Origin of the sequence: Variovorax sp. MSC1_012 (assembly GCF_023667525.1) — a bacterium.
In the GTDB taxonomy this organism is placed as follows: Bacteria; Pseudomonadota; Gammaproteobacteria; order Burkholderiales; family Burkholderiaceae_C; genus Variovorax; species Variovorax beijingensis_B.
This window is the reverse complement of sequence record NZ_CM174443.1, coordinates 3,232,882-3,257,396: the sequence shown is the minus strand read 5'-3', so window position 1 is coordinate 3,257,396 and position 24,515 is coordinate 3,232,882. Positions and strand designations below refer to the sequence as shown.

20 protein-coding genes and 1 pseudogene are annotated in these 24,515 nt (G+C 67.5%); 14 read left to right on the top strand and 7 right to left on the bottom strand.

Going from position 1 to position 24,515, the window contains the following annotated elements; genetic code table 11:
* Nucleotides 1–39 precede the first annotated feature (39 nt).
* A complete protein-coding gene (locus L1081_RS15410) occupies nt 40–1,710 on the top strand; it encodes a Mur ligase (RefSeq protein ID WP_489412961.1) in 1,671 nt (556 codons plus the stop codon).
* The gene (locus L1081_RS15405) at nt 1,707–2,780 is read left to right on the top strand and encodes an aldose epimerase family protein (RefSeq protein ID WP_489412960.1); all 1,074 of its coding nucleotides are present in this window, start codon (nt 1,707–1,709) and stop codon (nt 2,778–2,780) included. Before L1081_RS15410 ends, L1081_RS15405 begins: the two co-directional genes overlap by 4 nt.
* Here L1081_RS15405 and L1081_RS15400 read toward each other — a convergent pair.
* The gene (locus L1081_RS15400; RefSeq protein ID WP_489412959.1) at nt 2,777–3,718 is read right to left on the bottom strand and encodes an SMP-30/gluconolactonase/LRE family protein; all 942 of its coding nucleotides are present in this window, start codon (nt 3,716–3,718) and stop codon (nt 2,777–2,779) included. The two genes, L1081_RS15405 and L1081_RS15400, sit on opposite strands and share 4 nt — an antisense overlap.
* Before the next feature lie 136 nt (nt 3,719–3,854).
* On the opposite strand from L1081_RS15400, the gene L1081_RS15395 reads away from it, so the two are divergent.
* Complete coding sequence (locus L1081_RS15395) at nt 3,855–4,631, top strand: SDR family oxidoreductase (protein WP_489412958.1); 777 nt, start codon at nt 3,855–3,857, stop codon at nt 4,629–4,631.
* On the opposite strand, the gene L1081_RS15390 is transcribed toward L1081_RS15395, so the two are convergent.
* A complete protein-coding gene (locus L1081_RS15390; RefSeq protein ID WP_489412957.1) occupies nt 4,632–5,591 on the bottom strand; it encodes a LysR substrate-binding domain-containing protein in 960 nt (319 codons plus the stop codon).
* 156 nt (nt 5,592–5,747) lie between these two features.
* On the opposite strand from L1081_RS15390, the gene L1081_RS15385 reads away from it, so the two are divergent.
* The 10 genes from L1081_RS15385 (at nt 5,748) to L1081_RS15340 (ending at nt 18,519) form a co-directional block, all read left to right on the top strand.
* Nucleotides 5,748–7,199, top strand: a complete 1,452-nt coding sequence (locus tag L1081_RS15385; protein WP_489416787.1) for an aldehyde dehydrogenase family protein — start codon at nt 5,748–5,750, stop codon at nt 7,197–7,199.
* Nucleotides 7,200–7,251: 52 nt separating this feature from the next.
* Entirely contained in the window at nt 7,252–8,217 is a 966-nt protein-coding gene (locus L1081_RS15380; protein WP_124960915.1) for an ABC transporter substrate-binding protein, read from the top strand.
* 12 nt (nt 8,218–8,229) lie between these two features.
* A complete protein-coding gene (gene chvE, locus L1081_RS15375; protein ID WP_489412956.1) occupies nt 8,230–9,300 on the top strand; it encodes a multiple monosaccharide ABC transporter substrate-binding protein in 1,071 nt (356 codons plus the stop codon).
* Nucleotides 9,301–9,308: 8 nt separating this feature from the next.
* Entirely contained in the window at nt 9,309–10,874 is a 1,566-nt protein-coding gene (mmsA, locus tag L1081_RS15370) for a multiple monosaccharide ABC transporter ATP-binding protein (protein ID WP_489412955.1), read from the top strand.
* Nucleotides 10,861–12,072 carry a multiple monosaccharide ABC transporter permease gene (gene mmsB, locus L1081_RS15365; RefSeq protein WP_489412954.1) on the top strand — a complete coding sequence of 404 codons (1,212 nt, stop codon included), beginning with the start codon at nt 10,861–10,863 and terminating at the stop codon, nt 12,070–12,072. The genes mmsA and mmsB overlap by 14 nt, the downstream gene beginning before the upstream one ends.
* A 4-nt stretch (nt 12,073–12,076) precedes the next feature.
* Nucleotides 12,077–13,597 (top strand): ATP-binding cassette domain-containing protein, encoded by a 1,521-nt coding sequence (locus tag L1081_RS15360; RefSeq protein WP_489412953.1) that lies wholly within the window; start codon nt 12,077–12,079, stop codon nt 13,595–13,597.
* 145 nt (nt 13,598–13,742) lie between these two features.
* A complete protein-coding gene (locus tag L1081_RS15355) occupies nt 13,743–14,777 on the top strand; it encodes an ABC transporter permease subunit (protein WP_489412952.1) in 1,035 nt (344 codons plus the stop codon).
* Nucleotides 14,774–15,802, top strand: a complete 1,029-nt coding sequence (gene yjfF / locus L1081_RS15350; protein WP_489412951.1) for a galactofuranose ABC transporter, permease protein YjfF — start codon at nt 14,774–14,776, stop codon at nt 15,800–15,802. Before L1081_RS15355 ends, yjfF begins: the two co-directional genes overlap by 4 nt.
* Before the next feature lie 41 nt (nt 15,803–15,843).
* A complete protein-coding gene (locus L1081_RS15345; protein ID WP_489412950.1) occupies nt 15,844–17,595 on the top strand; it encodes a dihydroxy-acid dehydratase in 1,752 nt (583 codons plus the stop codon).
* Nucleotides 17,596–17,601: 6 nt separating this feature from the next.
* Nucleotides 17,602–18,519, top strand: coding sequence for a dihydrodipicolinate synthase family protein (locus L1081_RS15340; protein ID WP_489412949.1), 918 nt, complete (start codon nt 17,602–17,604; stop codon nt 18,517–18,519).
* A gap of 100 nt (nt 18,520–18,619) precedes the next feature.
* Here L1081_RS15340 and L1081_RS15335 read toward each other — a convergent pair.
* A pseudogene (locus L1081_RS15335) lies at nt 18,620–19,438 on the bottom strand (LysR family transcriptional regulator); the annotation flags it as partial.
* A 120-nt stretch (nt 19,439–19,558) separates the two neighbouring features.
* On the opposite strand from L1081_RS15335, the gene L1081_RS15330 reads away from it, so the two are divergent.
* Entirely contained in the window at nt 19,559–20,338 is a 780-nt protein-coding gene (locus L1081_RS15330) for an SDR family oxidoreductase (protein ID WP_489412948.1), read from the top strand.
* A gap of 28 nt (nt 20,339–20,366) precedes the next feature.
* Here L1081_RS15330 and L1081_RS15325 read toward each other — a convergent pair whose 3' ends face one another.
* The 4 genes from L1081_RS15325 to cphA form a co-directional block, all read right to left on the bottom strand.
* Nucleotides 20,367–20,621, bottom strand: coding sequence for a hypothetical protein (locus L1081_RS15325; RefSeq protein ID WP_012746204.1), 255 nt, complete (start codon nt 20,619–20,621; stop codon nt 20,367–20,369).
* A gap of 164 nt (nt 20,622–20,785) precedes the next feature.
* Complete coding sequence (locus L1081_RS15320) at nt 20,786–21,286, bottom strand: hypothetical protein (RefSeq protein ID WP_489412947.1); 501 nt, start codon at nt 21,284–21,286, stop codon at nt 20,786–20,788.
* An 80-nt stretch (nt 21,287–21,366) separates the two neighbouring features.
* A complete protein-coding gene (locus tag L1081_RS15315; protein ID WP_489412946.1) occupies nt 21,367–21,774 on the bottom strand; it encodes a hypothetical protein in 408 nt (135 codons plus the stop codon).
* Between the two features lie 168 nt (nt 21,775–21,942).
* Nucleotides 21,943–24,510, bottom strand: coding sequence for a cyanophycin synthetase (gene cphA, locus L1081_RS15310; protein ID WP_489412945.1), 2,568 nt, complete (start codon nt 24,508–24,510; stop codon nt 21,943–21,945).
* Nucleotides 24,511–24,515: the final 5 nt, after the last annotated feature.

The window sequence follows — 24,515 nt, the reverse complement described above, 5'->3', positions numbered from 1 at the left end:
TTTGCAGAGTGCGCGCGCCCTGTCATCATTCGCGCCTGCATGACCCAAGAACCGACTTTCCTCATCGATCTGTTGACTCGCGCCAGGCAGCTCCTGGCCGCTCCGGACGGCACGCTGCCCGGCGCCGCCGCCACACCCGAGGCCGGCTGCGTGATGTTGATTGCAATGAGCGATGGCGCAAGCCGCGCGCGCGTGGTCGCCGGGCGCGCGGAAAGCGCCGAGCAGGCCTGGCAACAGGCCGGCGATGCAGCGATTGCGCTCGCGCAGCGCATCGGCATGCAGCCGCGCCGCGTGCGCGTGGAACTGGTCGACCAGGTCGAGCCCATGAGCTGGGGCGCGCTGAAGGCCCGCCTGGCGCGTACCAAGCGCAACTACTTCAACCAGGGCGTGTCCTTCGATGCGGCGTTCGAGGTGGCGCTGCTCGCGCCGGAAATCAACGGCAGCGCCATCTTCTACAACGGCACGGTGGGCCATGCCGAGCCCAATCCGGGCAACCTGCGCCTGCATGCGAAGCGGCGCTTCGGTGCCGAGCTCGATTTTCCGCAGGACGACGCGGCGCCGGTGTGGTGTTTCACCACGCGCGCGGCCTATGCCGACGCCGAGGGCGCGTGGCCAATCACCCCCAAGGGGCAGTCGGCGGGCTACCGCATGCTGCCCGAGTGGGGCGCCGGCCAGGTGCGCAGCCTGGTGGACAGCGCGAGCGACTATCTTGCGGCGCAGATCAAGCCCACGGGCGAGTTCCACTACGGCTGGTTCCCCTGCTTCGACCGCGCGATTCCCACCTACAACACCCTGCGCCACGCGAGCTCGACCTATGCGCTGCTCGAAGCCTGGGAGCTGACCCGCAGCGACAGCCAGAAGGCGGCCATCGACCGCTCGCTGTCGCTGTTGACGAAGCGGCTGATCCGCCAGGCCGAGCTGCCCGATGGCACGCGCGCGGCCTACCTGCTGGACATCGGCGACGAGATCAAGCTCGGCGGGAACGCGGTGTGCCTGCTGGCGCTCGTCAAGTACACGGAGCTCACGGGCGATCCGCAGCACCTGCCGCTGATGGAGCAGCTCGCGCTCGGCATCCAGGCCATGCAGGACCCGGCCAGCGGGCGCTTCGTGCACGTGCTGAACTACCCGTCGCTCGAAGTGAAGGACGCATTCCGTGTCATCTACTACGACGGCGAGGCCGCCTTCGGCCTGATGCGCCTGTACGGCCTCACGCGGGACGAGCGCTGGCTCGCCGTGGTCGAGAAGGCCTTCGAGCATTTCATTGCCGCGGAGCACTGGCGCGCGCACGACCACTGGCTGAGCTATTGCGTCAACGAGCTCACGCGGTATCGGCCCGAAACACGCTACTACCAGTTCGGCCTGCGCAACGTGGCCGACTACCTGGACTTCGTGCTGGAGCGCATCACCACCTTTCCGACCCTGCTCGAGCTCATGATGGCCGCGTGCGAGATGGTGGAGCGCCTGGCCGCCGACCCCGCGCTGCGCCCGCTGCTCGAGGGCTTCGACCGCGCCAAGTTCGACCGCGCGCTCGAGCATCGCGCGCGCTACCTGGCCAATGGCTACTTCTGGCCCGAGCTCGCGATGTTCTTCCGCAACCCGGACCGCATCGCGGGTTCGTTCTTCATCAAGCACCACAGCTTCCGCGTTCGCATCGACGACGTGGAGCACTATCTGTCCGGGCTCATTGCCTACTGGAAGCACCGTCGATGAACAGCAGCAGCATCACCTCCCGCGAATTCGGCCGCATGCCCGACGGCCGCATCGTGATCGAATACACCCTGGACAACGGCCGGGGCCTTCGCCTCAGCGCCATCAACCATGGCGGCATCGTCACCGCATTGCGCGTGCCGGACCGGCATGGGCGCAGCGGCAACATCGTGCTCGGCCTGCCGAGCCTTGCGGACTACCTGGGCCCCCATCCGCACCTGGGCACCATCGTCGGGCGCTATGCGAACCGGATTGCGGGCGGCCACTTCACGCTCGATGGCGTTGCGCACCAGCTCCCGCTGAACAACGGCGCCAACTCGCTGCACGGCGGGCACCAGGGCTTCGGCACGCGCTTCTGGCAGATCGAGCCGGTGCCGGCGGACAGCGCGGCGGGCGACATCGCCATCGAGCTTCGCTACACCAGCGCCGACGGCGAAGAGGGTTTTCCGGGCGAAGTGCAGGTGACGGTGCGCTACGCGCTCAGCACCAGCGAGAACACCTGGCGCATCGACTACCGCGCCGTGGCCGATCGGCCCACGGTGCTGAACCTGAGCCATCACGACTACTTCAACCTGGCCGGCGAGGGCGCGGTGCTGGACCATCGGCTCACGATTCCCGCGAGCCGCTATTGCCCTGTGGATGCAGGCCTGATTCCCCTCGGCCTCGCGCCCGTGGCCGGAACGCCGTTCGACTTTCGCACCGCCACGCCCATCGGCGAGCGCATCGATGCGCCGCACGAGCAATTGCGCATCGCCGGCGGCTACGACCACAACTGGGTGCTCGACCGCGGGCCCGACGGCCTCGCGCTGGCGGCGCGGCTCGAGCACGCGCCGTCAGGGCGCGTGATGGAGGTGCACACGACCGAGCCGGCGGTGCAGTTCTATTCGGGCAACTTCCTCGACGGCAGCCTGCGCGGCGCCGACGGCGAGAGTTTGCGGCGCGGCGCCGGGCTGTGCCTGGAAATGCAGCACTATCCCGATTCGCCGAACCAGCCGGACTTTCCTTCGACGGTGCTGCGGCCGAACGAAGTGTTCAGCAGCACTACGCTGCACCGCTTCGGCACACTAACCTAGCCCCCGAATTCGGCCGCAAGCAGGCCGGGGCTGCCGATGCGCACCGAGAACAACCCGCCGGCCAGCGGCTCGGCCTCGAGCTGTTCGGCCGTGAGCCCGCTGCGCGCGGTGCTGATGTAGAGCGTGCACAGGTCCTCGCCGCCGAAGGCGCAGTCCGTGACGTTGCTTGCAGGCAGTTCGATGCGGCACAGCTCGGCGCCGCTCACCGGGTCGTGGCAGCTCACGCAATGGCCGCCCCAACGCGCGATCCAGAGGCGGCCGGCCGCGTCGGTCGTCATGCCGTCGGGCAGGCCGTCGCCCTCCGCGAAGCGAAGCCACACCCGCTTGTTGCCCACCGTGCCGGCTGCGCTGTCGAAGTCGTAGGCATAGACGCAGCCTTCGACCGTGGCGTTGAAGTACATCGTGCGTTCGTCGAGCGACCACGTCGGCCCGTTGGTCACCGCAAAGCCGTCGTCGTGGCGCGTGCAGCGGCCATCGGCGTCGAAGCGGTAGAGCGCGCCGGTCGGCGCCACGCAGTCGAAGTCCATGGTGCCGCCCCAGAAGCGGCCCTGGCGGTCGCACTTGCCGTCGTTGAAGCGGTTGCCGGGCCGGTCGGGCTCGGGCTGGTGCAGATAGCGCGGCGCGGCATCCACCGCGGGGTCGAAGAACGCGAAGCCGCGGCGCATGGTGACGATCAGCCCGGGCGCGTTGGCGCGCTCGGCCAGCGCGGTGATCTCCTCGTCGAACTGCCAGCTGCGGCGCGCGCCGCTGGCCGGATCGAGCCGGTACAGGCGGCTCTCGAGGATGTCGATCCAGTAGAGCGCCCGTTCGCGCGGCGACCACAGCGTGCCCTCGCCGAGCGTGGCGCCCGCGGGCCACAGGCATTCGGGCTGGCCGAGGATCGATGGCACGCCAAGGGGCGTGGGGGTGGATGCGGTGCGGCCGGTGGTCTGGGTCATTTGTTTGCGCCTTTGTTGTCTCTGTCCTTGACGCGGCGGATCGTATCAAGGCATATTGATAATAGAAACCAAACTATTTGGCATCAAGTGATATTGATTTTGCAATGTCACAGCCAGCTCTCTGGAGACACCCATCTTGAAGGATTCCCCGCAGCTTTCGATCCATCCCAGCCTGAAGGGCCGCACGGTGTTCGTCACCGGCGGCGGCAGCGGCATTGGTGCGGCCATGGTGGCCGCATTTGCCGCGCAGGGCGCACGCGTGGCCTTCGTCGACATTGCCGAAGGCGCCAGCGCTGCGCTCGCGCAGCGCATCGCAGAGGCAGGCCATGCCGCGCCGTGGTGGCGCGCCTGCGACGTGCGCGACATCGGCGCGCTGCAAAAAGCCATCGACGACGCGGCCGCCGAGCTCGGCGACTTTGCGGTGCTGGTCAACAACGTGGCGAGCGACGACCGCCACACGCTCGAATCGGTCACGCCCGACTACTACGACAACCGCATGGCCATCAACGAGCGGCCCGCGCTGTTCGCGATCCAGTCGGTGGTGCCGGGCATGCGGCGGCTGGGCTTCGGCTCGGTGATCAACCTGGGCTCCACGGGCTGGCAGACCAAGGGCTCGGGCTACCCCTGCTATGCGATTGCCAAGTCGTCGGTCAACGGCCTCACGCGCGGCCTCGCGGTAGAGCTTGGTAAAGACCGCATCCGCATCAACACTGTGTCGCCCGGCTGGGTGATGACCGAGCGGCAGGTGCAGCTCTGGCTCGACGACGAGGGCGAGCAATCGCTCAAGCGCAACCAGTGCCTGCCCGACAAGCTGATGCCCGAGGACATCGCGCGCATGGTGCTGTTCCTGGCGTCGGACGACGCGAAGATGTGCACCGCGCAGGAGTTCACCGTGGACGCGGGCTGGACCTGATCAGTCCATTTCGAGTTTGCGGCCGTAGACGCTGAGGCTCGCGGTCTTCAGCGCCTTCATCATCACCTTGGCGGCCGGCGACAGCAGCCGGTCGGTGCGCGTGATGATGCCGAAGGCGTCCATGTGGCAGGGCATGTCCAGCGGCAGCAGCGACACGATGCCGTGCGCGGCGTAGTAGCGCGCCACGTCCGTCGCGAGCACGGCCACCATGTCGCTCTGCTGCAGCATGCGCGTGATGAAGAGCAGGGCCGAGCTCTCGATGATGTTGTTCGGCGGCACCAGGCCTTCCTCCTGGAACATCAGCTCGAAGCGGTGGCGCAGCACGCTGCCCGCGGGCGGCACGATCCAGCCGGTGCCCACCACGTCGCGCAGCGTGAGGCCGCTCACGCCCAGGAGCGGATGGCCGGGGCGCACCAGCGCGCACACGGGCTCCTCGGCCAGCGCCTCGTAGCGCAGCTGCGACTTGTCGTGCTCGGCGAAGAGCCGCGCCACCAGGATGTCGAGCTTGCCCTGCTCGAGCCGCTCGATCAGCACCGCGCTGGTCTCGATCTCGAGCGACACGCGCAGGTCGGGCTGCTCGCGCTTCACCATCGCCACCGCGGGCGGCATCAGCGTGAGGCCCGGCGCGGTGATGGCGCCCACGCCCACCTGGCCGAAGCGGCCGGCCTTGAGCGCGGTGAGTTCGTCGTGCGCCTGGTTCAGGCTGGCCAGCGCCACGCGGGCATGGCGGATCATGGTTTCGCCGTACCAGGTGGGCCGCATGCCGCGCGGCAGCCGGTCGAACAGCGGCACCTCCAGCACGTCTTCCAGGTCCTTCAGCAGCTTGGACGCGGCCGGCTGAGTCATGTTGAGCACCTGGGCCGCGCGGTGGATGTTGCCTTCCTCCGCCAGCGCCACCAGCAAGAGCAGCTGCCGCGTCTTGAGGCGGGCGCGGATGAACCAGTGGTTGTAGTTGGTCATGTCTCGTGGGGTGTTTGTTGTTAAAGCTTTGTGCTCCGAGGGTTTTCCAGAATCCGGCGATTGATATCCATTTTGTCGAAAAAATGATTGGATTGATATCAATTCTGTTCATAGACTCGCCGCAGTTCCAAAATGAGAGACAAGGTCGGCGCGCAGGTGATTCACGGCGAGATCCATCAGAACGTGCGGCAATACATCAACGGCCGCTGGGAGACCAGCGCGACCACCGGTGTGAGCGCCAATCCTTCGGACACCAGCGAAGTGGTGGCCGAATACGCACGCGCCGATCGCCGCCAGGTGGAATCCGCGATCCGCGCGGCCGCCGATGCCTTTTCCCACTGGAGCCACAGCACGCCGCAGCGCCGGGCCGACGTGCTCGACCGCATCGGCACCGAACTCTTGGCGCGCAAGGACGAGCTGGGCCTTCTGCTGGCGCGCGAAGTCGGCAAGACCCTGCCCGAGGCAGTGGCCGAAGCGGCGCGCGCGGGGCAGGTGTTCAAGTTCTTTGCGGGCGAGGCGCTGCGCGGCGGCGGCGAGAACATGGCTTCGCTGCGCGCGGGCGTGCAGGTCGACGTCACGCGCGAGCCGGTGGGCGTGGCCGGGCTCATCACGCCGTGGAATTCGCCGCTCGCGGTTCCGGCGACCAAGATTGCGCCGGCGCTCGCGCATGGCAACTGCGTGGTGTTCAAGCCGGCCGAGCTGGTGCCGGCCTGCGGCTGGACGCTGGCCGAGATCATCAGCCGCGCTGCGCTGCCCGCGGGCGTGTTCAACCTGGTGATGGGCAGCGGCCGCGAGGCCGGCCAGGCGCTGGTCGACAGCCCGCTGGTCGATGCCCTGAGCTTCACCGGCTCGGCGCGCAACGGCGAACGCATCCTGCAGGCGGCCGCCGCGCGGCGCGCCAAGGTGCAGTTGGAAATGGGCGGCAAGAACGCGCTCGTGGTGCTGGCCGATGCCGACATCGACCATGCGGTCGACTGCGCGGTGCAGGGCGCCTACTTCTCGAACGGCCAGCGCTGCACGGCGTCGAGCCGGCTGATCGTCGAGGCTGCGGTGCACGACGCGTTCGTCTCGCGGCTTCGCGAGCGCCTCAAGGCGCTGAAGATCGGCCATGCGCTGGAGCGCGGCGTCGACGTCGGGCCGCTGGTCGATGAAGAGCGCCTGGCGCGCAGCCTGGCCTGGGTCGGCATTGCGCGCGAGGAGGGCGCCGAGCATGTGTGGGGCGGCGAGCCGCTCAAGCGCGCCACGGCCGGCCACTACATGAGCCCTGCACTGTTTTTGGCCCAGCCCGGGCACCGCATCGCGCGCGAGGAAATCTTCGGCCCGCTGGCCTGCGTGCTGCGCGCTACCGACTACGACGAGGCGCTGGCGCTGTGCAACGACACACCGTCGGGCCTGAGCGCGGGCATCTGCACCAACTCGCTCAAGCACGCGATGCATTTCAGGCGCCATGCCGAGGTCGGCATGACGATGGTCAACCTGCCGACGGCGGGCGTGGACTTCCACGCGCCCTTCGGCGGGCGCAAGGGGTCGGGCTACGGGCCGCGCGAACAAGGGCGCCACGCCGCGGAGTTCTACACGACGGTCAAGACCGGCTACATGCTGGCCTGACCACCACGGACGGTTTTCATCAGCAAGCACACAGAAAGAAGGAGACATCCCAATGAAACTCAATCGCCGCACCCTCAATATCGCACTCGCCGCTGCCTCGCTCGGCGGGCTCCTGCCCGCCACCGCGCTGGCGCAGAAGAAGATCGTGCTCGGCTTCAGCCAAGTGGGCGCCGAGAGCGAATGGCGCACCGCCAACACCGAGTCGATCAAGTCGTCGGCCAAGGAAGCCGGCATCGAGCTCAAGTTCTCCGACGCGCAGCAGAAGCAGGAAAACCAGATCAAGGCGATCCGCTCGTTCATCGCGCAGAAGGTGGACGTGATCGCCTTCTCGCCGGTGGTCGAATCGGGCTGGGAAACCGTGCTGCGCGAAGCCAAGGCCGCCAAGATCCCGGTGGTGCTGACCGACCGCTCGGTGAACACCAAGGACGACTCGCTCTACGTGACCTTCATGGGTTCCGACTTCGTCGAGGAAGGCCGCAAGGCGGGCCGCTGGCTGGTCGAGAAGATGAAGGACCAGAAGGGCGACGTGAACATCGTCGAGCTGCAGGGCACCGTGGGCTCGGCACCGGCCATCGACCGCAAGAAGGGCTTCGAGGAAATCATCAAGGCCGACCCCAAGTTCAAGATCGTGCGCTCGCAGACCGGCGACTTCACGCGCGCCAAGGGCAAGGAAGTGATGGAAGCCTTCCTGAAGGCCGAGGGCAAGAAGATCAACGTGCTCTATGCGCACAACGACGACATGGCCATCGGCGCCATCCAGGCCATCGAGGAAGCGGGCCTGAAGCCGGCCAAGGACATCACGATCATCTCGATCGATGCCGTCAAGGGCGCCTTCGAAGCCATGATCGCCGGCAAGCTCAACGTGTCGGTCGAATGCAGCCCGCTGCTCGGGCCCCAGCTGATGAGCGCCGTGAAGGACATCAAGGCCGGCAAGCCGCTGCCCAAGCGCATCGTGACGGAAGAGACGATCTTCCCGATGGAAGTCGCCGCCAAAGAGTTTCCCAATCGCAAGTACTGAGAGCCCACACCCATGAAACGCAACTTCCTCAAGGCCTCGCTCGCAGGCATCGCACTGGCCATTGCCGGCATCGCGCCGCTCGCGCATGCGCAGGACAAGGGGCCGATCGCCATCTCGATGCCGACCAAGTCGTCGGCCCGCTGGATCGCCGACGGCGCCAACATGGTCAAGTACTTCAAGGAAAAGGGCTACAAGACCGACCTGCAGTACGCCGACGACGACATCCCGAACCAGCTCGCGCAGATCGAGAACATGGTGACCAAGGGTTCCAAGGTGCTGGTCATCGCGGCCATCGACGGCTCCACGCTGTCCGACGTGCTGCAGAAGGCGGCCGACAAGGGCGTGAAGGTCATTGCCTACGACCGGCTCATCAAGGGCTCGAAGAACGTCGACTACTACGCCACCTTCGACAACTTCCAGGTCGGTGTGCTGCAGGCGCAATCGATCGAGGCGGCGCTCGGCCTGAAGAGCGGCAAGGGCCCGTTCAACATCGAGCTGTTCGGCGGTTCGCCCGACGACAACAACGCCTTCTTCTTCTACAACGGCGCGATGTCGGTGCTGGATCCGTACATCAAGAGCGGCAAGCTGGTGGTGCGCAGCAAGCAGATGGGCATGGACAAGGTCGGCACGCTGCGCTGGGACGGCGCGGTGGCGCAGGCGCGCATGGACAACCTGCTGTCGGCCTATTACAGCAAGGATCGCGTCGATGCGGTGCTGTCGCCGTACGACGGGCTTTCGATCGGCATTCTCTCGTCGCTCAAGGGCGTGGGCTACGGCTCGGCGTCGCAGCCGATGCCTGTCGTCTCGGGCCAGGACGCCGAGATCCCGTCGGTCAAGTCGATCCTGCGCAAGGAACAGACCTCGACCGTGTTCAAGGACACGCGCGAGCTGGCCAAGGTCACGGTGGCCATGGTCGACGCCATGCTGTCGGGCAAGACGCCCGAGGTGAACGACACCAAGACCTACAACAACGGCATCAAGGTGGTGCCCTCGTACCTGCTCAAGCCCGTGAGCGTGGACGGCGGCAACTGGAAGCAGGTGCTGGTCGACAGCGGCTACTACAAGGAAAGCCAGGTCAAGTGAGCGTCGGAATGGCAGCAGCAGAAGCGGACGGCCGCAGCATCCTCGAGATGCGCGGCATCACCAAGACATTTCCGGGCGTGAAGGCGCTCAGCGATGTCAACCTGGCGGTGCGCGCGGGCGAGATCCATGCGGTGGTCGGCGAGAACGGCGCGGGCAAGTCGACGCTCATGAAGGTGCTGAGCGGCGTCTACCCGTGCGACTCGTATACCGGGGAGATCCACTTCGAGGGCGAGCTGCGCCGCTTCCGGAGCATTGTCGACAGCGAGAAGCTCGGCATCATCATCATCCACCAGGAGCTGGCGCTGGTGCCGCTCTTGTCCATTGCCGAGAACATCTTCCTTGGCAACGAGATTGCGCATGGCGGCGTGATCGACTGGTTCGCCGCCTATGCGAAGACGCGCGAGCTGCTCGCCAAGGTGGGCCTGAAGGAGCCGCCGACCACGCTGGTGACCGACCTGGGCGTGGGCAAGCAGCAGCTGGTGGAGATTGCGAAGGCGTTGGCGAAAGAGGTCAAGCTGCTGATCCTGGACGAGCCCACCGCCAGCCTCAACGAAAACGACAGCGATGCCCTGCTGATGCTCCTGCTGGAGCTCAAGCGCCAGGGCATCGCATCGATCCTGATCTCGCACAAGCTCAACGAGATTGCCAAGGTGGCCGACTCCATCACCGTGCTGCGCGACGGCGCCACGGTGGAGACCATGGACTGCCGCGGCCAGCCGATCAGCGAAGACCGCATCATCCGCGGCATGGTCGGGCGCGACATGGCGCACCGCTATCCGCAGCGCGATCCGAAGATCGGCGAAACGGTGTTCGAGGTGCGCGACTGGCGCGTGCACCACGCGCTGCATGCCGACCGCGAACAGATCAAGGGCGTGAACCTGCATGTGCGCAAGGGCGAGATCGTCGGCATTGCGGGCCTCATGGGCGCGGGCCGCACCGAGCTGGCGATGAGCGTGTTCGGCAAGTCCTACGGCCAGCGCATCAGCGGCACGGTGCTGATGCACGGCCAGCCGGTGGACGTGGGCACGGTGCGCAAGGCCATCGACCATGGCATTGCCTACGTCACCGAAGACCGCAAGGGCCTCGGGCTGGTGCTGGAGGAAAACATCCAGAAGAACGTGAGCCTGGCCAACCTGGAAGCGGTCTCGAGTTCCATGGTGATCGACGACGCGCGCGAATTCAAGGTGGCGAGCGACTACCGCCGCGCACTCAACATCCGTTCATCGGGCGTGGAGCAGCTGGTGGTCAATTTGTCGGGCGGCAACCAGCAGAAGGTGGTGCTCAGCAAATGGCTCTTCACCAAACCCGAACTCTTGATTCTCGACGAACCCACGCGCGGCATCGACGTGGGCGCCAAGTACGAGATCTACACCATCATCGACCAGCTCGCGAGCGAGGGCAAAGGCATTCTCATGATTTCTTCCGAACTGCCGGAACTGCTCGGCATGTGCGACCGCATCTATGTGATGAACGAGGGCCGCTTCGTGGCCGAATTTCCGGCCGCCGAGGCTTCGCAGGAGCGCATCATGCATGCCATCGTGAGCGCGGGGAGTTCCGTCCATGTCGCAGCCTGACGCCAACGCGGTGAACGCCGCGGTCCCCATTGCAGAAACTTCGAAGCTGCACGCCGGTTTCCTGAAGAACAACCTGCGCGAATACGGCATGCTGATCTCGCTGGTCGCGATCATGGTGCTGTTCCAGGTGCTGACCGACGGCACGCTGCTGCGGCCGCTGAACCTCACCAACCTGCTGCTGCAGAACAGCTACGTCGTCATCATGGCGCTGGGCATGCTGCTGGTGATCGTGGCGGGACACATCGATCTTTCGGTAGGCTCGGTCTGCGGCTTCATCGGCGCGCTGGCGGCGGTGTTGATGGTGGAGTACGAGTGGCACTTCGTGCCCACGGCCATCATCAGCATTGCGGCGGGCGCGGTCATCGGCGCCGCGCAGGGCTGGTTCGTCGCATTCCGCAAGATCCCGTCGTTCATCGTCACGCTCGCGGGCATGCTGGTGTTCAAGGGGCTCACGCTGGCACTGCTGGCGGGGCAGTCGGTGGGGCCGTTCCCGGTCGAGTTCCAGCGGCTGAGCTCGGGCTTCATTCCCGATCCGCTGGGCGGCGACACGTTGCGCACCACCTCGCTGGTGGTCGGCGCGCTGGCCGCGGCGGCGCTGGTGTTCTTCAAGCTGCGCGGGCGCGCCAAGCTCGCGGCGCACGGCATGGAGACGGAGCCCTATGTGTTCTTCCTGGTGAAGAACCTGTTCTTCGCGGCCATCATCCTGTTCTTCAGCTACCTGCTCTCGACCTACAAGGGCCTGCCCAATGTGCTGATCGTGATGGCGGTGCTGATCGTGGTGTACGACTTCGTCACCAACCGCACCACCATCGGCCGGCGCATCTATGCGCTGGGCGGCAACGAGAAGGCGGCGCGGCTGTCGGGCGTGAAGACGCAGCGGCTCGCGTTCCTGACCTTCGTCAACATGGGCGCACTGGCCGCGCTCGCGGGCCTGGTGTTCGCGGCGCGGCTCAACACGGCCACGCCCAAGGCGGGCCTGGGTTTCGAGCTCGACGTGATCGCGGCCTGCTTCATCGGCGGCGCCTCGGCCTCGGGCGGCGTGGGACGGGTGATGGGCGCGGTGATCGGCGCCTTCATCATGGGCGTGATGAACAACGGCATGTCGATCCTGGGCATCGGCATCGACTACCAGCAGGTCATCAAGGGCCTGGTGCTGCTGGCGGCGGTGTTCATCGACGTCTACAACAAGAACAAATAGGCGCATGAGCCAGAGCAGCATCAGCCCCGTGCTCGAACTGCGGGGCATCCACAAGCAGTTCGGCGGCATCCCGGTGCTGCGCGACGTGCAGCTGAAGCTGTACCCCGGCGAGATCCACGCGCTCATGGGGCAGAACGGCGCGGGCAAGTCGACGCTCATCAAGGTGCTCACGGGGGTTCTTCCGTCGAGCGGCGGCGAGATGCGCCTGGGCGGACAACCCATTCATCCCGCCTCGCCGCTGGAGGCGCAGAAGCTCGGCATCAGCACGGTCTACCAGGAGGTCAACCTGTGCCCGAACCTCTCGGTGGCCGAGAACGTGTTCGCGGGCCGCTATCCGCGCTGCGGCGCGGCGCAGGGTTTTCGCATCGACTGGGCGGCGGTGAACCGGCGCGCAGAGGAATTGCTGGCGCGCATCGGCCTGGACATCGACGTGAGCCGGCTGCTGTCGAGCTATTCGGTCGCGGTGCAGCAGATGGTGGCCATTGCGCGCTCGCTGGGCGTGTCGTCGAAGGTGCTGATCCTGGACGAGCCGACCTCGAGCCTGGACGACGACGAGGTTGAAAAGCTGTTCGAGGTGCTGCGGCGCCTGCGCAGCGAGGGGCTCGCGATCGTGTTCGTGACGCACTTCTTCAACCAGATGTATGCGGTGTCGGACCGCATCACGGTACTGCGCAACGGCAACTGGGTGGGCGAGTGGCGCGCCGCGGACCTGGGCCCGCAGGCATTGATTGCCGCGATGCTGGGGCGCGAGCTGGCCGCCCAGTCGGCCCGGCCCCCGGCACTGCCGGCCTTCGATGAAGCGGCGCCCGCGCTGCTGCAGACCGAGGGCCTGGGCCAGGCGGGGCAGCTGCAGGCCACCGACCTGCGCGTGCGTGCGGGCGAGGTGGTCGGCATTGCGGGCCTGCTGGGCGCCGGCCGCACCGAGCTTGCGCGCCTGCTGTTCGGGCTCGAAGCGCCGGACCGCGGGGTGCTGAGTATCGATGGCCGTTCCGTCAGCTTCTCGAACCCCGCCGACGCCATCCGCGAAGGGCTCGCGCTGTGCCCCGAAGAGCGCAAGACCGATGGCATCGTGGCCGAGCTGTCGGTGCGCGAGAACATCGCGCTGGCGCTGCAGGCGCGCCTCGGCGTGCGGCGCTTCCTGTCGCGCGCCGAGCAGACGGCGATCGCCGAGCGCTTCGTCGCGTCGCTGGGCATCAAGGCCGCGAGCGTCGAAACCCCCATCGGCCTGCTCTCGGGCGGCAACCAGCAAAAGGCCATGATCGCGCGCTGGCTCGCGACCGAGCCGCGCCTCTTGATACTCGACGAGCCCACGCGCGGCATCGACGTGGCGGCCAAGCAGGAAATCATGGAAGAGATCCTGCGGCTCGCAAAGGCGGGCATGGCGGTGATCTTCATCTCGTCGGAGATGAGCGAGGTGGTGCGCGTGGCGCATCGCATCGTGGTGCTGCGCGACCGCAAGAAGGTGGGCGAGCTGCCCGGCGGTTCGAGCGAGGACGAAGTCTACGAAATGATTGCAGCGGCATGAACCAGCGTGATGTCTTGTCTTTCTCCCTCCCCCGCTGGGGGAGGGCCGGGGTGGGGGCCAGCGGCCTTCATCGCCGCGCAGTGTTCGAGGCCGCGTGCCCCCATCCCAGCCTTCCCCCGGAAGGGGAAGGAGCAAGGCAGAAGACATGAAGCGCCTCTCGTCCCTGATGAGTCATCGCCTCGCCTGGCCCATCGTCACATTGCTGCTCCTGCTCGCGGTCAACACCGCGTTCAATGCCAGCTTCCTGCACCTCGAATGGCGCGACGGCCATCTGTACGGCAGCCTGGTCGACATCCTGAACCGCGCGGCGCCGCTGGTGCTGGTGTCGCTGGGCATGACGCTGGTGATTGCCACGCGCGGCATCGACATTTCGGTGGGTGCGGTGGTGGCCATTGCGGCGGCCGTCGCGGCCTGGATGATCGGCGGCTCGGTGGCGAGCGACGTGAGCCGCTTCCCGATGCCGCTCGCGATCCTCGCGGCCCTGGGCGTTGCGCTGCTCTGCGGCCTCTGGAACGGGATGCTGGTGGCCAAGGTCGGCATGCAGCCGATCATCGCCACGCTGATCCTCATGGTGGCGGGCCGCGGCGTCGCGCAGCTCATCGCCGACGGGCAGATCATCACCATCTACTACAAGCCCTTCTTCTTCCTCGGCAGCGGCTACCTGCTGGGCCTGCCGTTCTCGCTGTTCATCGTGGCCGCGGTGTTCGTGCTGCTCTACCTGGCCATCACGCGCACGGCGCTCGGGCTCTTCATCCAGGCGGTGGGCATCAACCCAACGGCCGCGCGCGTGGCCGGCGTGCAGGCGCGCAGGCTGGTCGTGGGCGCCTATGCGTTCTGCGGCCTGTGCGCGGGCGTGGCGGGCCTTTTGATCAGCTCCAACGTCAAGAGCGCGGACGGCAACAACGCCGGCCAGCTGCTGGAGCTCGACGCGATCCTGGCCGTGACGCTGGGCGGCACCGCGCTCACGGGCGGGCGCTTCAGCCTCGTGGGCAGCGTGATCGGCGCGCTCATCATCCAGACGCTGACCTATGCCATCTACTCGCTGGGCGTGCCGCCCGAGATCAACCTCGTGGTGAAGGCCGTGGTGGTGTTCGCGGTGATGCTGCTGCAGTCGCCGGAGTTCAGGGCGGAGGTGCGCACGCTGGTGCAGCGGCCGGGGCATGAGGGAGCAAGGTCATGAGCGCGGTGATCGAGACTGCACCCTCACCCCAACCCTCTCCCGCTCGCGGGAGAGGGGGCAAGACGGGACTCAATCCGAAGTACCTGCCGCTCACGGCGACCATCTCGCTGTTCATGCTGATGGCCACGCTGGGCTCGGTGTTCTACGACGGCTTCTTCTCGGCACAGGTGTTCCTCAACCTGCTGATCGACAACGCCTTCCTGATCGTCGTGGCCGTGGGCATGACCTTCGTGATTCTTTCGGGCGGCATCGACCTGTCGGTGGGCTCGGTGATCGCGCTCACCACGATGGTGTCGGCCTCGCTGGTCGAGAAGCATGGCTGGAGCCCGGCGGTGGTGATTCCGCTGGTGCTGGCCATGGGCACCGCGTTCGGCGCGTTCATGGGCCTGCTCATCGAGCGCTTCAGGCTGCAGCCCTTCATCGTCACGCTCGCAGGCATGTTCCTCGCGCGCGGGCTCTGCTACCTGATCAGCATCGACTCCATCAGCATCACCAACGCGTTCTATGCCGAGGTCTCGCAGATCCGCATTCCGGTCTGGGGCGAGGCTTCGCTGTCGATCAGCGCGGTGATCGCCATCGGCGTGCTGCTGGCGGCGGTGTTCATCGCGCACTGCACGCCCTTCGGCCGCGCGGTGTACGCCATTGGCGGCAGCGAGCAGTCGGCCCTGCTGATGGGCCTGCCGGTGCGCTCCACGATCGTGGGCGTCTACACGCTGTCGGGCTTCTGTTCGGCGCTCGCGGGCGTGATCTTCACCTTCTACATGCTCTCGGGCTACGGCCTGCATGCGCTGGGGCTGGAGCTCGATGCGATTGCGGCGGTGGTGATCGGCGGCACGCTGCTCACGGGCGGCGTGGGCTATGTGGCGGGCACGCTGTTCGGGGTGCTGATGCTCGGGATCATCCAGACGCTGATCTCCTTCGACGGCACGCTGAGCTCGTGGTGGACGCGCATCGTCGTCGGTGCACTGCTCTTCGTGTTCTGCCTGCTGCAGCGCTTCTTCACTTCGCGTGCGCCACGGCGCTGACGCGTTCTTCTTTTCTCTCTCTCGCTTTCAGGAAACTCCGCATGCCGGACCAAACCCCCAAGAAGAAGCTGCGCTCGACCGAATGGTTCGGCTCGGCCGACAAGAACGGCTTCATGTATCGCAGCTGGATGAAGAACCAGGGCATACCTGACCACGAGTTCGACGGCCGGCCGATCATCGGCATCTGCAACACCTGGTCGGAGCTCACGCCCTGCAACGCGCACTTCCGCAAGATCGCCGAGCATGTGAAGCGCGGCATCTCGGAGGCGGGCGGATTTCCGGTCGAGTTTCCGGTGTTCTCCAATGGCGAATCGAACCTGCGGCCCACCGCCATGCTCACGCGCAACCTCGCGAGCATGGACGTGGAAGAAGCCATCCGCGGCAACCCGGTCGATGCGGTGGTGCTGCTCACGGGCTGCGACAAGACCACGCCCGCATTGCTGATGGGCGCGGCCAGCTGCGACATCCCGGCCATCGTGGTCACGGGCGGGCCGATGCTCAACGGCAAGCTCAATGGCAAGGACATCGGCTCGGGCACGGCCGTGTGGCAGCTGCACGAGTCGCTCAAGGCCGGCGAGATCAACCTGCACCAGTTCCTCTCGGCCGAAGGCGGCATGTCGCGTTCGGCCGGCACCTGCAACACCATGGGCACGGCCTCGACCATGGCCTGCATGGCCGAGGCGCTGGGGACATCGCTGCCGCACAACGCCGCCATTCCCGCGGTCGACGCGCGGCGCTACGTGCTCGCGCAGATGTCGGGCATGCGCGCGGTCGAGATGGCGAAGGAGGGGCTCACGCTGTCGAAGATCCTCACGCGCGAGGCTTTCGAGAACGCCATTCGCGTCAACGCCGCCATCGGCGGATCGACCAATGCGGTGATCCACCTGAAGGCCATCGCGGGGCGCATCGGCGTCGACCTCGAGCTGGAAGACTGGACGCGCATCGGCAGCAACACGCCGACCATCGTCGACCTGTTGCCTTCGGGCCGCTTCCTGATGGAAGAGTTCTACTACGCGGGCGGCCTGCCCGCGGTGCTGCGGCGCCTGGGCGAAAGCGGCCTCTTGCCGCACCCCGGCGCGCTCACCGTCAATGGCCAGTCGATCTGGGACAACGTGCGCGAGGCGCCGAGCCTCAACGACGAGGTGATCCGCCCGCTCGACAAGCCGCTGATCGCCGACGGCGGCATCCGCATCCTGCGTGGCAACCTGTCGCCGCGCGGCGCGGTGCTCAAGCCTTCGGCGGCATCGCCCGAGCTGCTCAAGCACCGCGGCCGCGCGGTGGTGTTCGAGAACCTGGAGCACTACAAGGAGCGCATCGTCGACGAAAGCCTCGAGGTCGATGCGAGCTCGGTGCTGGTGATGAAGAACTGCGGCCCCAAGGGCTACCCCGGCATGGCCGAGGTCGGCAACATGGGGCTGCCGCCCAAGCTGCTGCGACAAGGCATCAAGGACATGGTGCGCATCTCGGATGCACGCATGAGCGGCACGGCCTACGGCACGGTGGTGCTGCACGTCGCGCCCGAGGCCGCCGACGGCGGACCGCTCGCGGCGGTGCGCGACGGCGACTGGATCGAGCTCGACTGCGATGCGGGCCGCTTGCACCTCGACATCAGCGACGAAGAACTGGCCTCGCGCCTGGCTTCGCTGACCAGCACCGACGCGCAGCCCATGAGCACGCGCGGCGGCGGCTACCAGAAGCTCTACGTCAACCACGTACTGCAGGCCGATGAAGGCTGCGACTTCGATTTTCTTGTCGGCTGCCGCGGCGCCGGCGTGCCCCGCCATTCACACTGATCCATCATGACCCCTAGATACCGCGGCATTTTTCCGGTGGTGCCGACCACCTTCACCGAGCAGGGCGCGCTCGACCTCGAGAGCCAGAAGCGCTGCGTCGATTTCATGATCGACGCGGGCTCCGACGGCCTCTGCATCCTTGCCAACTTCTCCGAGCAGTTCGTGCTCTCCGACGAGGAGCGCGAGGTGCTCACGCGCACGGTGCTCGAGCATGTGGCGGGCCGCGTGCCCGTGATCGTGACGACTACCCACTACAGCACCCGCGTCTGCGCCGAGCGCAGCCGGCGCGCGCAGGACATGGGCGCCGCCATGCTGATGGTGATGCCGCCGTATCACGGCGCCACCTTCCGCGTGCCCGAGCCGCAGATCTTCGAGTTCTATGCCGGCCTTTCCGATGCAGTGAGCATTCCGATCATGATCCAGGACGCCCCCGCGAGCGGCACGCTGCTGTCGGCGCCGTTCCTCGCGCGCATGGCCAGGGAGATCGAGCACGTCGCCTACTTCAAGATCGAGACGGCCGGTGCAGCGTCGAAGCTGCGCGAGCTGATCCGCCTCGGCGGCGATGCCATCGAAGGCCCGTGGGACGGCGAGGAGGCCATCACGCTGATGCCCGACCTCGATGCCGGCGCCACCGGCTCGATGACCGGCGGCGGCTATCCCGACGGCATCCGCCCGATCATCGAGGCGCACCGCGCGGGCGACCGCGACAAGGCCTTTGCGCTCTACCAGCAGTGGCTGCCGCTCATCAACTACGAGAACCGCCAGGCCGGCCTCCTGGCCTGCAAGTCGCTCATGAAGGAGGGCGGCGTGATCGCTTGCGAGGCGCCGCGACATCCGCTGCCGGCGATGCACCCCGAGACGCGCGCCGGCCTGATCGAGACGGCGAAGCGGCTCGACCCGATGGTGCTGCGCTGGGGGCGTTGACAGCGGCGCCGCGCCCTTCGACGAAGTAGGGCGCGACGATCTCGGTCAACCAGTCCATCACGGCCAGCACGCGCGGTGCGAGCTGGCGCCGGTTGGCATAGAGCAGCGAAACCGGCATCGGGCGCGCGTTGAACTCCGGCATCACCTGCACCAGCGCGCCCGCGGCGAGGCTCGCTTCCAGGCCCGCGAACGGTGCCTGGATCAGGCCCAGGCCGGCTCGCGCGGCAGCCTGGTAGGCGTCGGTGCCGTTCACCGTGACGGTCGCAGGCACGGGCCATGTCTTGTACACGCCATCGGCGGGGTCGAGGTACTCCCAGCCTGCGTCGCTGGAAGAGAGCGTCGGCGCGAAATGAACGACCCGGTGCTGCGCCAGGTCGTCGAGCGTGCAGGGCGTGCCGTGCGCGCGCAGGTAGCCAGGGCTCGCCGCATTGGCCATGCGCAGGGCACCGAGCGGCCGCGCGACGAGTTCCGAATCTCCGAGCATGCCGACGCGCAAAACGCAGTCGAAGCCTTCGTGGACCAGGTCGACACGGCGGTCCGAGGTGCTGATGCCCACTTCGAGCGCGGGATGCCGCGACAGGAATTCGGGCAGGCGCGGAATGACGAGGTCGCGCGCAATGGCGTTCGGCAGGTCGACGCGCAGCCGCCCCGTGAGGCCGCCGGCGTGCGAACGGAACATGGTGGCGAGCTGCTCGCCCTCGGCCAGGTAGTCCTTGCAGCGGTCGAGGAAGCGCCCCCCGTCCTCGGTGAGCCGCACGCTGCGCGTCGTGCGCTGCAGGAGCCGCGTTCCCAGCCGCTCCTCGAGTTGCTGCACGGCCACCGAAACGCGCGCGCGGGTCAGCCCGAGCTGGTCCGCGGCACGGCTGAAGCTCGCGAGTTCGGCCACCCTCGAGAAGATGCGCAATTCATCGGTGTTCATGGCCGAGGATTGTTTCCTTTCCAGGTAACAGTGTGCGCAGTTTCTCGGAATTTATCTTTCTGCCGGTAATTTTTAAAGTCCACCCATCGACTCACCGATCAACCCACCAAGGACTTTGAAATGACAGCTTCCGCAACCGCCAACCCATCCCGCATCGCACTCATCACCGGCGGCAGCCGCGGCCTCGGCCGCAGCGCCGCGCTGGCGCTCGCCGCCGATGGCGTCGACGTGATCTTCACCTACGTGTCGAACGACGCCAGCGCGCAGGCGGTGGTGGCGCAGATCGAGGCGAAGGGGCGCCGCGCAGTCGCCCTCAGGCTCGATGTCGGGGACAGCAAGACCTTCGCCGCATTCGCGGATTCGGTGAGGGCAGCGCTGGCTGCCACCTGGCAGCGCGAGCGCTTCGACTTCCTGGTCAACAACGCCGGCGTGGGCCTGCACGCGAACTTCGAGGCCACGACAGAAGCCCAGTTCGACATGCTCTTCAACGTGCACTTGAAGGGCCCGTACTTCCTCACACAGAAGCTGCTGCCGCTCATCAACGACGGCGGGCGCATCGTCAATGTGTCGTCGGGGCTCACCCGGTTTTCGATGGCCGGTGCGTCCGCCTACGCCACGATGAAGGGTGGCGTGGAAACGCTCACGCGCTACCTCGCGAAGGAACTCGGCGCGCGCGGCATTGCGGCCAACACGATCGCGCCGGGTGCGATCGAAACCGACTTCAGTGGAGGCATGGTGCGTGACAACCCGCAAGTGAACGCGATGGTGGCGGGTTTCACCGCACTCGGACGCGCAGGCCAGCCCGACGATATCGGCGGAGCGATCGCAGGCTTGCTGGGGGAGGGCAATCGCTGGGTGAATGCCCAGCGCATCGAAGCATCCGGAGGGATGCTGGTCTGAGCGCGCGGCGCACCCAGCAGGTTCGGGTTCAGCTCTTCTCGAGTTCGCTCACTTGCAAGGACAGGTCGAACAGCTTCGACTTGCTCGCGTAATAGCGATCGAGCCGCCATTCCTTCAGGATGTCCATGGCGAGCTCGAAGCTCTTGTAGTCGAGGCTGTAGAGCGTGACCAGCTCGAAGCTGCGTTCGGATTCGAGCGCCAACACGAGCTGTGCCAGGATCTTGGCCGACTCGTTGGCCGGGTCCGTTTCTATGAATCGGCGAGCGACCTTGATGGCATTCATGGGATAGTGTTCCTCGGTAGGCAGAGACCGCGAACTATAGCTAGCATGCCGCCGCGCTTTATGACAGTCGTGTGACAGGCGAGGGTCATTGCCCTTGACGGGCGTGGCGCACGCATCCACCGCCGCCCCGTTTGGGCGACCGGGACGCCGCTGGGCAGCAAGCTTCAGCGCATCGGCGCCGGCATGGGAGCCGGCATCGGCACCGGTTCCATCGGCGCAATGGCCGGTGGCGGGACCCGCGAAGGCGCGGGCATCGGCGCCGGTATCACGGCGGCGGGTGCCGGCATGACGACGGTGGTGACCGATTCGCGGATCACGCCGCCGCCCATCACGCTGCCATCCACATTGCCGCGGGTGTTGCCGCTGCCGCCCATCACGCGGGCTTCGCAGTCTGCGCGGTCGGCCGGTGGTTGTAGCCCGCAGCGCGCGAGGGCATTGCGCTGGTAGTCGGGGGCGCTGGTCAGGCCGCCGCGCGCAGCTTCCTGGCGTGCGGCGCCGGCCTCGCGGATGCAGGCCGCACGGTCCTGCTGGTTGTGTCCGCAGACCGCAAGTTCCTGCTGGTAGGTGGAGTCGCCGCGGCGCGGCTGGGCCGAGGCCGAGGTGGCGGCGGCCAGGCCGCCCACGGCAATCAGGGCGGCAATCATCGAACGGGTGGTGCTGTTCATGGGGTGCTCCTTGGAGTGACCTGAAACATGAAACTGTTGGACAAGGCGAGCCGCAGCGGGTTCCTCGCGGCCCATGCCGGTCAGCGCGCGGGGGCGGCCGGTTGCGCCGGCAGTGGCGTCACTGTTTCGCGGATGACGCCGCCGCCCATCACGCTGCCTTCGGTGCTGGTGCGTGCACCGCCCTGCAGGCGGGCCTCGCAGTCGGCGCGGTCGGCCGCGGGCTGTTCGCGGCAGCGTGCCATCGCATTGGCGTCGTAGCGGCCGGGGCTGGCGCTCGTGAGGCCGTTGCGTCCCGCTTCCTGGCGCGCGGCGCCGGCTTCGCGCAGGCATGCCGCGCGGTCCTGCTGCACGCCGTCGCAGGTGGCGCGCTCCTGCTGCGCGCGCGCGGCCGTGCCGGGCGCCTGCGCGAACGATGCGCCGGAAAAAAGCAAACCGCTTGCTGCAAAAAGCGCGGCAGCACAAAGGGTGGAACGAACTGTTGTTGTCATCGGGTGCTCCTGGTTGAGGCGCGCCCTCCGAAAGCGCGACCGGACACACAGTGTGGTCCGGTGCATCCCTTGCAGGGTGTGGGACGGCACAGACAGCAGACCCGGCCGGACTCGCCCCTGCGTGTGGGACGTGTCCGGCATGGGCCGGCGCGGCCGGCCCGGGGCGTGTCAGCCCGCCGCGATGCGCTGCGCGAGGTGCGCGAGCGCTTCCTCGACCTGGTCGACCAGGATCAGCGACAGGTCGCCCGGCTGCAGGCGCGCAAGCGCGGTGTCGATGGCAACGAATTCGCCGCGAATCTCGTCGATGTAGCGCGTGCGCGCCGCGCCCTGCAGGCCCTGGCGCAGCAGCGCCATCACCTCGCCGTCGGCGCGGCCGCGCTGGGCCGCGTCCTGGTAGAGGATCACGTCGTCGAAGGCCTGGCCGAGGATGGCGGTCTGGTCGCGGATGTCGGAATCGCGCCGGTCGCCCGCGCCGCTGATCACCACCGAGCGCTTGTTGGCCGGCATGGTGTCCACGGCCGAGACCAGCGCGCGCATGGCGTCGGTGTTGTGGCCGTAGTCGGCGATCACGGTGGCGCCGCGGTAATCCATGACATTGAAGCGCCCCGGCACGCCGGCCGCGTCGTTCAGGAAGCTGGCGAGGCCGCTGCGGATGGTGTCCCAGTCGAGGCCCACGGCCCATGCGGCGGCCACGGCCGCCATCACGTTGTCGACCTGGAAGCCGATGGTGCCGCCGCGCGTGATGGGCACGTCGCGCAGCGCGATGCGCTCGCGCCAGGAGCCTTCGGCCGCGACCAGCGTGTCCTGGTCGACGTAGACGGTGCGCTTGCCCTGCGCGCGGTGCGTGGCCATCACCGGATGCTGGCGATCGGCGGTGAAGAAGATCACGTGGCCGGGGCAGCCGGCGGCCATGGCGGCGACGTTGACGTCGGCGGCATTGAGCACCGCATAGCCGTCGGGCGCGACGTTGCGCACGATCACGCGCTTGAGCACCGCGAGGTCTTCGACGGTGGTGATGTAGTTCAGGCCCAGGTGGTCGCCGCTGCCGATGTTGGTGACCACGGCCACCTGGCAGCGGTCGAAGCCGAGGCCCTCGCGCAGCACGCCGCCGCGCGCCACTTCGAACACGGCCGCATCCACGTCGGGATGCATGAGCACGTTGCGCGCGCTCTTGGGGCCGCTGCAGTCGCCGCTGTCGGTCTGGCGGCCGTCGACATACACGCCGTCGGTGTTGGTCATGCCGGTGCGCAGGCCGCTCGACGAGAGCAGGTGGTTGATGAGGCGCGCCGTGGTGGTCTTGCCGTTGGTGCCGGTCACGGCCACCACCGGAATGCGGCCGTCGTCGCCGTGCGCGAACAGGGTGTCCATGACGGCCTCGCCCACCGCGCGGCCGCGGCCGAAGGAGGGCGAGATGTGCATGCGCAGGCCGGGCGCGGCATTGACCTCGACCACGCCGCCGTGCTGTTCCTCGAGCGGGCGCAGCACGTTCTCGCACACCATGTCGACGCCGCAGATGTGCAGCCCGACCATCTGCGCCGCATCGACCGCGCGCGCGGCCACTTCGGGGTGCACGGTGTCGGTCACGTCGGTGGCGGTGCCGCCGGTGGACAGGTTGGCGTTGTTGCGCAGCACCACGCGCTGGCCGCGCGCGGGCACGCCGTCGGGCGTGAGGCCCTGGGCCTCGAGGCGGCCGATGGCGATGTCGTCCAGGCGGATCTTGGTGAGCGAGGTGGCGTGGCCTTCGCCGCGGCGCGGGTCGAGGTTCACTGCGTCCACCAGCTGGCGCACGGTGGCGCTGCCGTCGCCGATCACGTGCGGCGGGTCGCGCCGCGCGGCGGCCACGAGGCGGTCGCCCACCACCAGCAGGCGGAAGTCGAAGCCCGGCAGGAATTTCTCGACCATGACTTCACCGTACATGGCGGCCGAGTCGTAGGCGGCCGTGAGCTGCTCCTCGGTCGTGATGTTGACCGTGACGCCCTTGCCCTGGTTGCCGTCCTGCGGCTTCACCACCACGGGCAGGCCGATTTCCATGGCCGCGGCCCAGCCGTCTTGCGCATCGGAAACCGGGCGGCCCAGCGGCACCGGCACGCCGGCGGCGTTGAGCAGCTGCTTGGTGAGTTCCTTGTCCTGTGCGATCGATTCGGCCACGCCGCTGGTGCTGTCGACCTCGGCCGCCTGGATGCGGCGCTGCTTGGAGCCCCAGCCGAACTGTACCAGGCTGCCGCTGGTCAGTCGGCGGTAGGGAATGCCGCGCGCCACGGCGGCGTCGACGATCGAGCCGGTGCTCGGGCCGAGGCGCTCGGACTCGTCGAGGTCGCGCAGCTCGGTGATGGCTGCGGCGGCGTCGAAGGTGGTGTCGGCCTGCGCGGCCGCGATCAGCTGTTCGGCCAGTTCGATCGCGCGCCGGCCCACGGCTTCTTCGCTGTACTGAAAGACGACCTGGTAGACGCCGTCTTCCACCGTGGGCGAGGTGTGGCCGAAGTTGACGGCGCAGCCGGCCTGGGCCTGCAGCGCCACGGCGGCGTTCTCGAGCACGTGCGCCACGGCCATCGGCTGGCCCAGCACCATCGGATGCAGTTCGCCGATGTTGGGGAAGAGCGCGCGCAGGCGTGCTTCGAAGCCCGGCAGGCGGCTGATGGCGTTCTCGTCGCCTTCGCAGGCAACCACCGCTTCGATGGCGGTGTGGCGGCTCCAGAGGTTGGGGCCGCGCAAGGCGCGGATACGGGTGACTTTCATGGGGC